Origin of the sequence: Sphingobacterium kitahiroshimense (assembly GCF_025961315.1) — a bacterium.
In the GTDB taxonomy this organism is placed as follows: domain Bacteria; phylum Bacteroidota; class Bacteroidia; order Sphingobacteriales; family Sphingobacteriaceae; genus Sphingobacterium; species Sphingobacterium anhuiense.
The window spans coordinates 1,151,541-1,165,136 of record NZ_JAOQNK010000001.1; the positions used below are offsets into that span (position 1 = coordinate 1,151,541).

Consider the following 13,596-nt stretch of genomic DNA (forward strand, 5'->3'; position numbering starts at 1 on the left):
GAATATTCGATCATCTCTGATAAAATGAGCGAAACATTAAATATAATATAGTCAACTAACCAATTCATATTTAATTATACCAACTCTACCGCTTGTAGTTCCGCTGCAAGTCGATGTAACCCATCCTCAATCTTCTTAAGCTGGGGTTGACGCGGTTTTTTAAGCCCCGACGAGTAATGTTGCAGCTGACGCTGGTTAATACCTGTAATCTTCTCTAAAGCAGAATTGGTAAAGATACCCTTGTAGTAAGTGAGAAAACTCTCTGCATCGAAGTGATACATAATATCGTATTTGCCTTTTAGAATGGAAGGTATATTCTCTGAAGTAAACTCTTCAGTAATTATTTTAATAGCATCTAAAATGGATTGTTTTGCCTCTTCGACAGTATCGCCACCGCCATAGATGCCTTCTGCATTCTCTGCATAGGCACTAAACATATCTTCACTGCGTTCAATAACAATTTTTAAGGTTTTCATATTTTGCTCCTTTCTATTTTCATTTGGGATCTAAGGCTTATTTAAGCCCTAGATCCTTCATGATTTTCTTGCGAAGACCTTCCCCAATTTCTTTACTTCCATGATAAGGAACTGGATATGTTCTACCCTCCTTCTCATAAATGTAGTGAGATCCACTCGTGCGGATATGGTTCCAGCCACTTTTTCGCAAAATCTTGTGGAATTCACTTGATTTCATATTGAAACAGATTTAAATGTGAGTGGATAATTTACGCCTTAAACTACCATACACATCTCGAATACCACAACACAAAGGTAGTATAAATACTACTAATAAACAAAAAATATTAAATTTTAATTTTATCTATATACTTATGCTTTTGAATATTTAACACTAATAAAAACATAATAACAAATTACTTATCTAAAAAAATGAATCTAAATTCTTCGTTTACTAACTTTAATAAACCCTTAAGAATTTTCCTTCTAAAACTTCCTCTGGTACATCCAGGATCTGCTCGATCACGACTGTCGCAGACTCTTCCTTAAACTCGCTCATAAACGCCCATAGGTCGTTTACTTTTGTCGGGACAAAATGCTGTATAACATCATCCACACTATTCTCAGACTTCAGGATATTGTATCCCTTATGTTTTAAGTCCTTCAAGATCTCGATTGTCAATGGTACATTCATCGCAATTAATATTTATTATTATCTCCTTATTCCAACAGGTCAACATTTCGGTCTTAAATTCCTTACTATAAAGTGAACTTACAGAACTCTCCCCTTCTTTAAATCAATATTGAACAGGATGAACACGCAAAAATGTTGAGCAACCGGTTATCTTAATATCGTGTCCATCCTTATTCAATATCCAAAGATAAATAATAAAACTAAATATATTAGTTTATTTTTGCTATAAATTTTAGTTTAAATGGATTTAATTTTGTTCGCCTTAGATATCAATGATTTATTATATTTATACTATATTAGTTATATAATACGTCCATATAATATCACCTTAATGAGTTCGGATATTGTTTTGTTTAATTCGTAACAGATAATAACGGATCTTAAAGAGATTCAGGAGGATCAGTTAATAGCTACCGATTTTTTCACACCGCTACAAGCGTATTTCAAAAGAATTGAAGTTAAAGATAACTGTAGCACTATCGTTGGAGATGGTTTTGAAATAGATTATTTTGTAGATGATAAGTTAAATTCAAATGAAATTTTACATCTATATGGTGAAAATGCTATTTATGAAATGATACAATTGACAAAATTACAGGGTTGGCAAATCTACGATTCTGGATTGGATGGAATGATAGATCTTAATAATCCATCACATAACGGATACAATAGATTTAATGAATATGTGGATGAAGTTTTAAAGAAATCAAATTGAAGCGTATGAACTAAAAAGTATAGAGTGAAATTGATATCTTAGCAAGATTATAAAACTATTCAGCTTAAATACTAATCTTCAATAACAGACTATAATGAATACTAAATCTGGTTTATTAAATAATATCAAATGGTTTAATTTATTTGAATTATTGGAGCAATTAGGTAGACAATTTTCATTAAAGAGATTAAACCATGAAATAGAAATCGGAGTAACGCTTATTCGCGAATTGGAGTCTGACTGCCTCATCATTGATGACAAAAGCGGATTCATAAAATTTCTGGATATTGAAAAAATAACGTTGTTAGGTAACGAATCATTGGTCTCATTTCTCGAAGATAAAAACTATCCATTCGACACTGATCAGGATTCAATAACGATTTACGGTTATATGTAGCCATTTCAGATTATTATTACCTTTTGCACACTATTTGTTATTATAACCCAGATCACACTCACTTTAAGAAATAACACCAGAATATAAATTATGACAGATTATAAAGTATTGATACCCGACGAATCCTATTCAGTGTTAAATTTTAAGCAAGATAATTTTCCAGGTGTGGCCGTGGTCAATACTGCTTTAAGGAAATTTGAACCAAAAATAGTTTTCGCATGGCACTTATCGATTATGATAGATCTAGAAGATTTAATCGATAATGGAATGCCTTCAAAAAGTGAAGTTGAAGTAATTGATAACTATGGCGATTATTTGGATAATGAAATAAAAGGCCCGGATAAGGAAAAACCTAATGCCTTATTTCTTGCAAGAATAACCTGGAATAAAACGCGAGAATTAATTTGGCGAGTATACGATCCTGAAATCTCAAATAGATTTCTCCAAGAAATTATTACAGCCAACTCCTCCCCTAGACAGTTTGACTATCGAATCGATCCGGACAATAATTGGGAGTTGGCAAAGTGGCATTTGACAGATTGGAAGTAGAGAAAAGCTTTGCTTTAAAAATATTTGATGACAACTAACTCAGCTATTTTACTAAGTAAAAGTATTAAAAATTATTTATCAATATCCGAAATATCGATGGAAGAATTTGACACCCTAATAAATCAAATAGCTCAGGATAAAATTGAATTTAATCAAGGCAGTTCATTTATATTAAATCACGCCAATTTTGAATTTGAACTTGTTTTCACATTGTTGAGGAATTACATTGTCAATTCAATTCCCGAAAAAGTAAATTATACTACCGATACGTACATTCAAGCAATTGCCAGTATACCACTTAAACCTACCTTAACTCCAGTTGTAATTTTAAAATCGTTCCCTACTAAAATTGCATTTAACAAACTTGAGATACTTCGTAAAGATGAACAACAAAAGACCATTATTGCACTTTTGTGGATATTTAAACAAACAGATACACAACGACGGAATACGGAATGTAAAAATGGTTGCGGGCATGATTGGCATAATATATAAAGAAAAGTAAGGTCCTAAAACATTTGTGCTTATAAACCATAAAATCATTTTTATTTGCTTTTAAAATGTAAATTAAACACTGTGCAGAAGCTTATCAACGAACTAGAAATATCCGAAGAAGCATTATTACATACTGCAGCTAAAATGAGATTCTTTGCTGAGCTAAAGATCGTTGATAAAGACAAATGCGAATACCAAAAAATATCAAAAGAATAATATACTGCCATTAATATAATTTGTTGATTGGAAGAAAAAAAGAAGATGGTTCGTATCCATCTTCGATCAATACATATCCATTTTTATAAAATAAGTATGCTATCGAATATTTGACACCGAAGGATTCCAGAAATTTTTTCTTAATATAAAACTGATCTCCAGTTTCTTTTTTATATGTAAATTGACTAATAATCTTTGATATTGGATTTTCCACATGTTGAAATACTTCTGGACTCTTTGAAAACATATAACTTTCAGTAACGACTTTCTCAATAACCTCTATATCTTGTTGATTATTCATAACATCTTCTAAAAAATCATGAAAAGTACCCTTGGAAGATATGTTTTCATCGTAATAATGCTTAAACCACATTACTAAACCTGTAAACATTTTACCATCTGTAAATAGCAAATTTACTTTCATCAATTTTTAGCAAAAGTATTTCACCACTTTTCTTCAAAAAAATACATTTACTTTTCCGGTGTATTTTCTTGTTTTTTTTCAGGGAAGATCGTTTGTCTGTTATCCATCCGATAACTTGTTCCTTTCAATTTAACAACCTCACATCGATATAATAATCTATCCAATAATGCTGTTGCCAGCACTTCGTCCTCAAGCGTTTCTGCCCACTGTTTTGGAGACTTATTGGTTGTGATAATGATGGATGCCTGTTCATGGAGGTGGTTGATCATATTGAAGAAAGCCACAGCCTGAACTTTATTGATAGGGAAAAGCATGATATCATCAATAGCCAGTACATGTGCTTTTAATAGCCGGTTATACGCATTCATTGCCGATACAGTGATATCCTTCATCTTGAGGATATTGGTTAGTTCCTCCATACTCAGAAAATATGCACGGTAGCCGGCAATCAGAGCGTCATGGATCAGCCCCGCTGCCAGATATGTTTTTCCTGTTCCGCTGGGTCCCATCAGTATCAGGTTATAATTCTGTTCGAGCCACAACAACTCTCTGAGCTGAGCCAGTTCAGCCTTTAATAATCCGTTGGACACATTAAAGTCATAGCTGTCCAGATCATTATGCTTGGGTAATTTGGCCAGCCGGATTCTTCTTTCCAGATCTGCCGATTTTCGGTAGCTCACTTCACTTGCCAATATCTCCATGATAAAATCCATATAGGACGGTTTATCGATCTGTGCCCGATGGATCAGTTCTTCCGGAGCTTTTTTGAGATTGGTCAGACGCAATGTCTCTGCATGTTCTTTGATTTGTTTGATCTGTTCCATGATTAGTTGAGTATAGATTCATAATAATTGATATTACTGGTTTCAGGATCTAGGCCCTGCTGTAAATGCGTAGTGTCAGCACTGGATCCGACTGTTAGATATTCTGTGCCTGCAGGATGCAGTTTCTTCTGCAGATTGAGAACCTGGGAGAATTCATAGGCATTGAAGATTTTGTTTTCCAGACATATGCCCAATGTCTGATCTATAGATTCCTGCGATGCACTCCTGAGATTTTTAAGGATCACTTTTAGGCTGTCATGGTAATACCTCGGTCTGTTTTCTTTTAAAAGCGTAAGATAAATGACCCCATTATTATTGTTAAAAAGAGCGGTCACTTCTGCTGTTGTTTGTTCAACACGGTCTGAACCGGTTCTTTTATGTCCTTCAAGACGTACGATATAGCCTTTCTGCTGTGAGATGATATGCCGTGCCACTATCTGATTCGCTTCGCTATAGATGCACATACTGCTCCCCTTGATTTCAAGCAGTACTTTGGTTCCCTGACCTTTATAACTTCCAGATGGAAGACTATAGTAATTGCCACGATAGGTAATACAGTTATCTTTTCTTACAAAGTATTCAGGTAACATTGTCTTAGGTAAAGTTGGAACAGCAGTGATAGACTGCAGATACTTTTGCTCCATCAGCCACTCCTTATGGGGTATCTTACCGGTGCTGCCATGTACTTTTCCGTTGCCACGTCTTTTAAGCCAGTCCAGAGCCTCTTTCTGCAGGACAGGAACTGTTTTATATAAGCGTCCACGAAGAAAGTTATGCTTTACATATTTGACCACATTTTCTATTTTTCCCTTTGATTCAGGGTCAGCCTTTCTGCAGAACACTGGTTCAAATGGGTTACTGTCACAAAAAGAACGGAAACCGTCAGTCAACAGGATATCGCCAAGGTTTTCTTCCTGGATAAATACCCGGTCCTGGTCATAGATGATCTGCTGAGGGATACCCTGAAAAAACTCAAAAGCAAGTTCATGTGCATAAACAGCTGTTGTTGTGGTAAACGGATGGTTCTGGAAGTAAACAAACTTTTGCCGTGAGCGGCTCAGTACCATTGCAAAGAAGTAAACTTTCATCTGGTAAGTGGTGTCGGTCTGCATAAAGGCCTGTCCAAAGTCAACCTGTGCCTGCTGGCCATAAGGTGTATCCGGCAATTTTTCATAATCACGCGCCTGTTTATCCCTGTATTTTACCAGACCATGTTCAAGACGGATGTTCCTGACAAAATTATAGATGGTTTTGCTATGTACCGTAGGGAGGTCGGAATATCGCTCCATAAGGCGATCCTCAACCTGTGCTGCGGATAGATAGGGCTGAAGTTCCAGGGTTTCTTTAACATAACTGTAATAGACCGAAAGTTTCTTGGGGAGATTTCTGGGCCGTGAGATCCAGTCATGGAAACCTTTTTCTGAAAGTGACAGATACTTGCGTACTGTAGCCCGGTCTAAACCGGTTTCAACATGAATCTGACTTATGTTTAGTCCCGATCCAATTAATTCTTTAACTTTGTACCACATAAAAACTCTGTTTTTATTAAGAGGCCGACATTGATTTTGTTTCACACCAAAAGATGCGGCCTTTTTTTAATTTTAGCTAATGTAATGGCGAATTACTTTTGCTAAAATCTGTTGATACAAAGTTGCTACTTACACCATCTTTGATTCTACCAAAAATAGGTAAAGTACTGACTCTCTCATAAAAGTCTTCATTATCCTGACTGAGAATATATTCTTGAATACTAATTTTTCTTCCTAATCGATTTTCTATTTTCTTAACAGATTCTACTCGTATCTCAATGTCCCTATTCGAATTATTAACCTTGACTTCTTTTGAACCGTTAGAGTTGCACGAAAAAATAAAGGCAAAAATCAAAATTATTAGAATGGTTCTTATCATTTTGTTTTCATTATTAGATTTATAAATCAAATTATGTGGATTTCTTAAGAGGTTAAGATCAAATTTTTCATCATCGTAAGAGTCTCTTATTCGAGCCTTTATTTGCTCCTTCAGACATTACATGCTTACTTTTCGAAGTTTCTAGAGTCTTTAGTTGTCCGATCAAGTTTTCATCTCCAGATAATGCTGCTATTGTTTTTCTGGGGAGGAATCATAAAATTAGGAGACCGTCATTTTTACCAATGAAATTATAAAATTGATTGATACCCATTTTGTAATCAAATCGATTTATTAATCATAGTCCAAATCTTATTATTACTTATATTCTCATAAACTTGCTCTCCAATATTAAATTCTACATTACGATTGCAAGAGGCCCATCTTTAATTACTAAACTTGAGCTACCTGGGAAATCACCTTCTGATAACCTAGCGATCAATCTATTTGAAATATAAATCAGTGCAACAACTTTATTATCCAAGCCCCACTTGATTTTTATATTGGTTTCATCATCAAATGTTTCGATATTCTCTTTGATAAATTCAATAGGATTTAAAAATGGTAAATTATCTGGACTGTGCCATTCTGCTTTAACCGGGCTTTTCATTGTATTATATAACCAGATATCACCAACTATTTTATTGTTAATGTATAGGTATGCATAACAGACCTTACCATCATCTTCTATTAGGAGAGAATATTCTGGCTTTAAATCATAAACAAACTTTTTAAAATAGGTCATATTTATTAAGCAGATTGTCAAAACTTTTTTATTATTTCCTCCAACTCATACCTACTTCCTTTTCCCATTTTTTCATTTGCCTAATTTTAAGGACATAAAAACTAATTGGCAAAGAAACTGAATACTTAGCAAGTTTTTTCAACAGTATTTTACTAAAAATCTCAAAATTACATTGACCTCCATCTGAATAAATTTCCATATAAATTTCAAAATCAGTAGCAGAGTTCTCAATAAACAATCTATAGTTATCTTCGATAAACTTTACAAAATCATTTTCATAATCTAAAATATTTTCCCTTGTTGAAAATTTATTAGGATGCCAAAATGAAATTCCACCATAATCATAAGTTCTATCTAAATCACAATCCCGTTTATCAGTTGATTTGAAATGTGAATCAATAATAAAATCGCCAGTAATTTTACCCATAAATTTTTCGGGAATTAAATTATCACCTGAAACTGAAATGTAATATTTATAAATCATAATCAAATTTACCAGCCACAATTATTTAAAAACCATATCTAATACTTTCCAAAAATACTTTTTTAGTATTATGATCGAAATAGAAATCTGCATTAATATTTCACTTTAATTCTTTTTTTTACGCCCTAAAAAGAAATTGGACCAACGCCAAGATGATGTTTTCATTTATAAAGCTATCGTTTTGTGATTAAAATATTCAATTCTTCTATATAAAGAATTTGATCATTAATTCCATTTCTTTATTACCAATCATACATCGATCCTTTTACAGGATAATGCTACTATACATACCAAACTCTGATCATTAAAAATAACTAACTAGAGTCCAGTTTATTGCTATGGCTACATTAACCAATCCCATACCAGTCTTTGTCTAAGCTAAGTACCTTCAATGCTGCCTTTTTTGCCAATAAAGATCCTGCTAACAGTTTCGCCACTTGATCGTAATCGATAAGATTGGAACTGCTGATAGCTTTGCAAATGATCTTAAACTGCGCACCGGTTAAATCATCGGATAGCAACTGTCCATAGAGTATGGCTATTGCTTGATCTTTGTCCAGGAAATCAAAATAACGAAAGAGCGTAGCTTGACGGTCTTTGAATTCTTGATCCTCCCCTGTTTCATTCATCGCTTTGAATAGCAGGGGTACAAATTCGGTCAATCGGGATGTGGCTATAAACTCGGCTGTAGCATTGTCCATGGTATAGATACCGGTATAGCGTTCTATGATCAGGCTTGCTTTGACTTTGTTCTTAATAACAGATCCATCGATATCTCCACCTACCGCTTCTGCTTGTATATGTTTAATTTCATTGAGCAATACAGGAGTACCGATAGCGGTGATCATAAACGATCGGCGTACCTTTGCCCGAGAGCTCATCAATATTGACGCTGAAGCCTATAACGGCATCTGCCCGATAGCTACGTGCATTTTGCTTTAAAGACTCCACTACGCTCTTATAAAGCTCCTGTAGTTTGTTTTCATAATTGCGGGAGCGTCCACCGAAAAATCCCGAAGGGATCTGCGAAGCAAACGCTACGAAGCTGGCTCCGGATTGCACTCAAAGCATTGGCTCCAATAACAGCTGTTGCTGATATGGGATCAAAATAACGCAGGACTTCTCTCCCCTCGATGGTATTGGTACTGGTAACGATCATGGTGTATGATGAATACTGTTTTAAAAGCCCGAAAATAAAGCATCGGTTTGATTAAAAAATACGGGAAGCCGTAAGGATGGTATTAAACATCTATATGATCTATTTAATTTATTTCAGCTTTTCAATCTCGTCAATGGTAAGGCCTGTTCCTTTTGCAATCTGTTAAATAGACAAACCTATCTCTTTCAAATTCAAAGCTGGCTCAATGGCTTATTTGTGCTCGACGACAATCACTAAAGTATGAAATGTGATGAATAATAAAACTTTAGATAAAGTTTTATGTCAGTTAATATTCAAAAATCTTTTAAAGAAAGGTATAAGAAATAGATTTAAGGCAGTCGGATCATAGATAAAGCCATACCCGCCTGATTCTACCATCTCTAAATGCCACCCTTGTGCAATTACACTTTTCTCAGAATAATATCTTTGTATGTTATCTTTTGGAAATACATTATCATCAATTGCGTTGAAGGAATATAGAGATCTTGAGGCATTTCAAAGTGTCTCAGATAAATAAATGAGAAACTAGTATCTCAAATAGATAATATAAAATTATATTTTCACACGAAACACACGCTCCAAAGATAACTTAAACGAATTTTCACTTACATCACTCACCACATTTCGACTATTTATTTCTTTATTTTTTAAATATTATTTGTTAACATCTAAAAATAACAATATATTTAAACAATATAACTAATCATTTTACAAACTTAATAATATGAAAAAAACCTTAACACTTATTGCGCTTTGTGTAATTGTAAGCACATCTGTATTCGCAAAATTATTCACTGTTACTTACAATACAAGTTGTGGTGTATCTTTTACTGTATCAGGCCCTACTGTTTTAAATGCTGTTCAAATGACTGCCAACATGTATTATTATCAAGTTTTAGGCTGTGGTAGTATACCCGAAAAGCATGTTATTGAAATTAGTTAAATTTTAACTAAATTTAGACGCTATACAGGTATGTATAGCGTCATTAAATTTAAAATAATATTTTATATATGTATTACAGTATAAGTTTATTTATATTAATTTGTTTTGTAAATGTCAGTTTAGCTCAAACCAAATACAGTACTATGGTCCAGTACAAGTATTCATATAAAACAGACATTAATGCGAAAGAATACCAGGATGAAAATATGGTCTTATTAGTAAACAATGAAGAATCAGTGTTTACTTCTAGCGCTAGTTACATGCTGGACAGTTTAAAGTCGATATCTAGCTATACCTCTGGTGATGATGTCACAAAAATGATGACAGGTTTGAAATACCGTTCAAATAACGATTATTTTATTAATATTAATCGTACAACAAATACGATTAAAGTTAAAGAAGTAGCGGAAGTAAATCCTTTAATTTATCCAGAATATCAAGAGAAATTCATTCCTAATTGGGTGTTATCTAAGGAAACAAGAACTATTTTAGGAATTGTGTGTCTGAAAGCAACGACAAAACTATTTGGAAGAAATTGGATCGCATGGTATGCTAAAGATGTACCAGTTCCTTTTGGTCCTTACAAATTCTATAATTTACCAGGATTAATTATATCGATACAAGATGAATTAAACACACATAAATTTGAAATATTTAAGATAAAGAGATCTCCGCGCATATTTCCTAAAAGTGAATTGAGTGGTATTGTGAAAATGACGAAAGAAAATACGCGAAATGTCATTTATAAAGGGAAATTCACAAATGCGCTATTTGAAGGTCAAACAATAAAGAGTGAGCAAATGCCAGATTTTATCGAAATCAGACAAAAAAAACTGGATGAGGAAAAAAAGAAATATAACAACCCTATTGAATTAACACTTGAGCCTTAAAAGATTCTTATTTTATTATACCCGTATTTTCCTTACGTTAGTCTTATTAGGAGTATACATTGTTATTTTCGCACAAACGAAAATAACAGGTACTATTGTAAATAAAAGCGGTAAAGCTGTTTCACAAGCAAATATTCAGGTGATCCAACCTTCAGATAGCTCGGTTTTAGCGTATAGTTTTAGTGATAATAATGGTTTTTTTAGTCTTGAGTTCCAAAATCAATCTAAATCAATCAATTTAGCGTTTAGTCATCTAACTGATGGTAGAGCCGCAAAAAAAATTCAAAATATAAATCAACATATCTCTATTCAATTAGATGGTCGCATTATTGAAATACCAGAAGTGTCTATTGAAAAACCTGCTATAAAAATTGTAGGTGATACTCTAGTATACTTAATAAATAATTTTGCCAACAATCAAGATCGCACAATTGGAGATGTATTAAAAAAAATACCTGGCGTTGAGGTTGATCCAAATGGAACAATAAAATACAATGGTCAATATATCAACAAATTTTATGTCGAAGGTAAAGACTTAATGGAATTGAGATATGGAACCATTACCAATGCTTTATCAAATCGTGATGTTGAATCTGTTGAAATTCTCCAAAACCATCAACCAATTAAGATGTTGGAAGGAAAAATCCCTTCTCATCAAGCTGCATTTAATATTAGACTAAAAAAAAATGTATCCTTATCTGGAAGAGCAGGTATCGGCGCGGGAGCATCCCCCTTATTGTGGAATGTTAATATAACACCGATGTTGTTCACTAAGGATATTCAAGCTCTTATAGATCTAAAAAGTAACAATACTGGGGAAGATATTCTAGCTTCCTATGATGTTACGAATGTCAGTATGAGTGGTATTAGTGAAAACTTAAAACCAATTGCATTTACAAACTTTTTAAAAACCAATACACTCTCGCTGCCTCCATTAAAATCTTCTATTTATTTAGATAATAAATCAAATGTTTTTTCCTCAAATATATTAAAACCACTCAACAGTGATTGGGAAATAAAATGGAATATTGATACCTGGCAGAATAATATCCGGACACAGGGTAACGAAAATACTACAATTCTATTAAAGAATAATGAAAAGGAGGAAATTTTAACTTACGAAGAAAGTGTCAATAATAACATAAAGGACAAAAACCTGAAAGGAACATTTTTTATTCAACAAAATGGGAAGAATAATTATTTGAAAAACAATTTCACTTTCCAATACAATCGCAAATTAACTGATAACAACACAGATCTGAATTCAAATAGAATAGCACAAAATATAACAACACCAAGTGTCGGCTTTCAAAATATTCTGACAGGTACTACGGTAATTGGTAAAAACAAGATTCACCAGATTAATTATAAATCCAATATCAAATATCAGCATAGTGAATATAATTACTTGTTGAAATCAAAAAACATATACCTAATTCCTGAATTAGATGTCCAAACCCAAGACACGCTAAAACAGTCTCTAGATACGAAAGACCTAGAAACATTTCATAGCCTATCAATGCAATTTTTTAAAGGAAAATGGATTTTCTCACCAGCCTTAGATTTAAAAACTGTTCATAATGATTTGTTATCTAATTTATATGTCTTGAATGAATCTCTAAGTTCGAATCAAACTGCAATCAATCGCATTATACAAACCGGAAGTATGATCATCAGCAGAAATACGGATCGGTTTAAAATAAAAATCGACTTACCATTTAACTTGCAGTACTATAACATCAAAACATTAGAGTATCAGAACAAAGGAAATAATTTATTTTTCGAACCTCATATTCGCACAAACTTAAAACTTCCAAACTTTTGGGAGTGGCAAATGTCAAGCGGAATAAATCGAACGTTTGGAAATGTTAATCAAATTTACAATAATCCTATTTTGAATGCATTGAATGTGACTAAAATGCCGATAGATCTGTCCCGTCAGAAAGAGTTTCAAATTGAAAATCAATGGAAATATAATAATCCACTTAATAGTATAGCGAGTTATATCACTTTGAATTATACAAATACACAGAAAGATTATATTTATTCGGAAACTATTTTAGATAACGGACAAAGATCATTCGAGTTGCTACCAATGAAAAACAGAAGAAATTCAATTTCTTTCCTAGGCAATGTGAGCAAATATTATCAAAACATTCGTAGTAACATTCAATTTAATACTGGTTATACATTATTAAATACAAACTCTTTAATTCAAAATCAGTTCATTGAAAATAAGGTAAATAACTATGTTGCAAAAGCTAAAATAACATATAATCAATTGAGCTCGTTAGGTTTTGAATATGAATATTCTTTCACACTAGGAACTTCTAAAAGCATGTTAAATCAGGTTGATTTTAATCAACAAAATCACTTTTTAAACTTTTATGTTATCCCTATCGAAAAACATGCATTTCATGTGAATCTTGATTATTACATCTTTAATTATCAAGATAATCAAAATAGTTATCCATTTCTAAACCTTCTGTATCGTTTTTCTATAGAAAAAAAGAAAATTGACTTTGAAATTAAGTGGAATAATATCATAAATAATCGAGATTTTACAAGACTATATTTTGATCAAGCACAAATAATCAAGTCTAGCTACCAGTTAAGACCTTCACAACTATTGTTTTCAATTAAATTTAATTTTAGATAATTATAAGTTCTAAAATATCCTCAATAACCATTTGGGCTATTC

19 protein-coding genes are annotated in these 13,596 nt (G+C 32.9%); 7 read left to right on the top strand and 12 right to left on the bottom strand.

Features of this window, described 5'->3' with window-relative positions; all coding sequences use genetic code 11:
• Positions 1-74: 74 nt before the first annotated feature.
• From M2265_RS05165 to M2265_RS05175, 3 genes are all read right to left on the bottom strand, one after another.
• Positions 75-476, bottom strand: coding sequence for a type II toxin-antitoxin system HicB family antitoxin (locus tag M2265_RS05165; RefSeq protein WP_132767231.1), 402 nt, complete (start codon positions 474-476; stop codon positions 75-77).
• A 37-nt stretch (positions 477-513) separates the two neighbouring features.
• Complete coding sequence (locus M2265_RS05170; RefSeq protein ID WP_021190573.1) at positions 514-693, bottom strand: type II toxin-antitoxin system HicA family toxin; 180 nt, start codon at positions 691-693, stop codon at positions 514-516.
• 222 nt (positions 694-915) lie between these two features.
• Entirely contained in the window at positions 916-1,149 is a 234-nt protein-coding gene (locus M2265_RS05175) for a hypothetical protein (RefSeq protein ID WP_132767229.1), read from the bottom strand.
• A 574-nt stretch (positions 1,150-1,723) separates the two neighbouring features.
• Here M2265_RS05175 and M2265_RS05180 point away from each other — a divergent pair.
• The 4 genes from M2265_RS05180 to M2265_RS05195 all read left to right on the top strand — a co-directional run bounded on the left by M2265_RS05180 (position 1,724) and on the right by M2265_RS05195 (position 3,305).
• Positions 1,724-1,864, top strand: a complete 141-nt coding sequence (locus M2265_RS05180; RefSeq protein WP_021191089.1) for a hypothetical protein — start codon at positions 1,724-1,726, stop codon at positions 1,862-1,864.
• A gap of 94 nt (positions 1,865-1,958) precedes the next feature.
• On the top strand, positions 1,959-2,261 hold the full coding sequence (locus M2265_RS05185) for a hypothetical protein (RefSeq protein ID WP_021191088.1): 303 nt from the start codon (positions 1,959-1,961) through the stop codon (positions 2,259-2,261).
• Positions 2,262-2,351: 90 nt separating this feature from the next.
• Entirely contained in the window at positions 2,352-2,810 is a 459-nt protein-coding gene (locus tag M2265_RS05190; protein WP_021191087.1) for a DUF695 domain-containing protein, read from the top strand.
• Between the two features lie 27 nt (positions 2,811-2,837).
• Positions 2,838-3,305, top strand: coding sequence for a DUF5958 family protein (locus M2265_RS05195; RefSeq protein WP_132767227.1), 468 nt, complete (start codon positions 2,838-2,840; stop codon positions 3,303-3,305).
• A 226-nt stretch (positions 3,306-3,531) separates the two neighbouring features.
• Here the strand turns inward: M2265_RS05195 and M2265_RS05200 are convergent, their stop codons facing one another.
• The 9 genes from M2265_RS05200 to M2265_RS26940 all read right to left on the bottom strand — a co-directional run bounded on the left by M2265_RS05200 (position 3,532) and on the right by M2265_RS26940 (position 9,062).
• Positions 3,532-3,945 carry a hypothetical protein gene (locus M2265_RS05200; RefSeq protein ID WP_132767225.1) on the bottom strand — a complete coding sequence of 138 codons (414 nt, stop codon included), beginning with the start codon at positions 3,943-3,945 and terminating at the stop codon, positions 3,532-3,534.
• Between the two features lie 47 nt (positions 3,946-3,992).
• Complete coding sequence (gene istB / locus M2265_RS05205) at positions 3,993-4,769, bottom strand: IS21-like element helper ATPase IstB (protein ID WP_264599342.1); 777 nt, start codon at positions 4,767-4,769, stop codon at positions 3,993-3,995.
• Between the two features lie 2 nt (positions 4,770-4,771).
• The gene (istA, locus tag M2265_RS05210) at positions 4,772-6,298 is read right to left on the bottom strand and encodes an IS21 family transposase (RefSeq protein WP_132771070.1); all 1,527 of its coding nucleotides are present in this window, start codon (positions 6,296-6,298) and stop codon (positions 4,772-4,774) included.
• A gap of 76 nt (positions 6,299-6,374) precedes the next feature.
• Positions 6,375-6,677 (bottom strand): hypothetical protein, encoded by a 303-nt coding sequence (locus M2265_RS05215; RefSeq protein ID WP_132773374.1) that lies wholly within the window; start codon positions 6,675-6,677, stop codon positions 6,375-6,377.
• A 355-nt stretch (positions 6,678-7,032) separates the two neighbouring features.
• Positions 7,033-7,419, bottom strand: a complete 387-nt coding sequence (locus M2265_RS05220; RefSeq protein WP_021187887.1) for a hypothetical protein — start codon at positions 7,417-7,419, stop codon at positions 7,033-7,035.
• Between the two features lie 31 nt (positions 7,420-7,450).
• Positions 7,451-7,903, bottom strand: coding sequence for a hypothetical protein (locus M2265_RS05225; protein WP_197086622.1), 453 nt, complete (start codon positions 7,901-7,903; stop codon positions 7,451-7,453).
• A 347-nt stretch (positions 7,904-8,250) separates the two neighbouring features.
• Positions 8,251-8,751 (bottom strand): hypothetical protein, encoded by a 501-nt coding sequence (locus tag M2265_RS05230; RefSeq protein WP_132773372.1) that lies wholly within the window; start codon positions 8,749-8,751, stop codon positions 8,251-8,253.
• On the bottom strand, positions 8,714-8,965 hold the full coding sequence (locus M2265_RS05235) for a heavy metal-binding domain-containing protein (RefSeq protein ID WP_132773370.1): 252 nt from the start codon (positions 8,963-8,965) through the stop codon (positions 8,714-8,716). The genes M2265_RS05230 and M2265_RS05235 overlap by 38 nt, the downstream gene beginning before the upstream one ends.
• On the bottom strand, positions 8,886-9,062 hold the full coding sequence (locus M2265_RS26940; protein ID WP_132773368.1) for a heavy metal-binding domain-containing protein: 177 nt from the start codon (positions 9,060-9,062) through the stop codon (positions 8,886-8,888). The genes M2265_RS05235 and M2265_RS26940 overlap by 80 nt, the downstream gene beginning before the upstream one ends.
• Before the next feature lie 724 nt (positions 9,063-9,786).
• Between M2265_RS26940 and M2265_RS05240 the strand changes: the two genes are divergently transcribed.
• The 3 genes from M2265_RS05240 (at position 9,787) to M2265_RS05250 (ending at position 13,554) form a co-directional block, all read left to right on the top strand.
• The gene (locus M2265_RS05240; protein ID WP_021187890.1) at positions 9,787-10,005 is read left to right on the top strand and encodes a hypothetical protein; all 219 of its coding nucleotides are present in this window, start codon (positions 9,787-9,789) and stop codon (positions 10,003-10,005) included.
• Between the two features lie 68 nt (positions 10,006-10,073).
• On the top strand, positions 10,074-10,895 hold the full coding sequence (locus tag M2265_RS05245; protein WP_132773366.1) for a GLPGLI family protein: 822 nt from the start codon (positions 10,074-10,076) through the stop codon (positions 10,893-10,895).
• Positions 10,885-13,554, top strand: coding sequence for a carboxypeptidase-like regulatory domain-containing protein (locus M2265_RS05250; protein WP_132773364.1), 2,670 nt, complete (start codon positions 10,885-10,887; stop codon positions 13,552-13,554). The genes M2265_RS05245 and M2265_RS05250 overlap by 11 nt, the downstream gene beginning before the upstream one ends.
• Positions 13,555-13,596 lie beyond the last annotated feature (42 nt).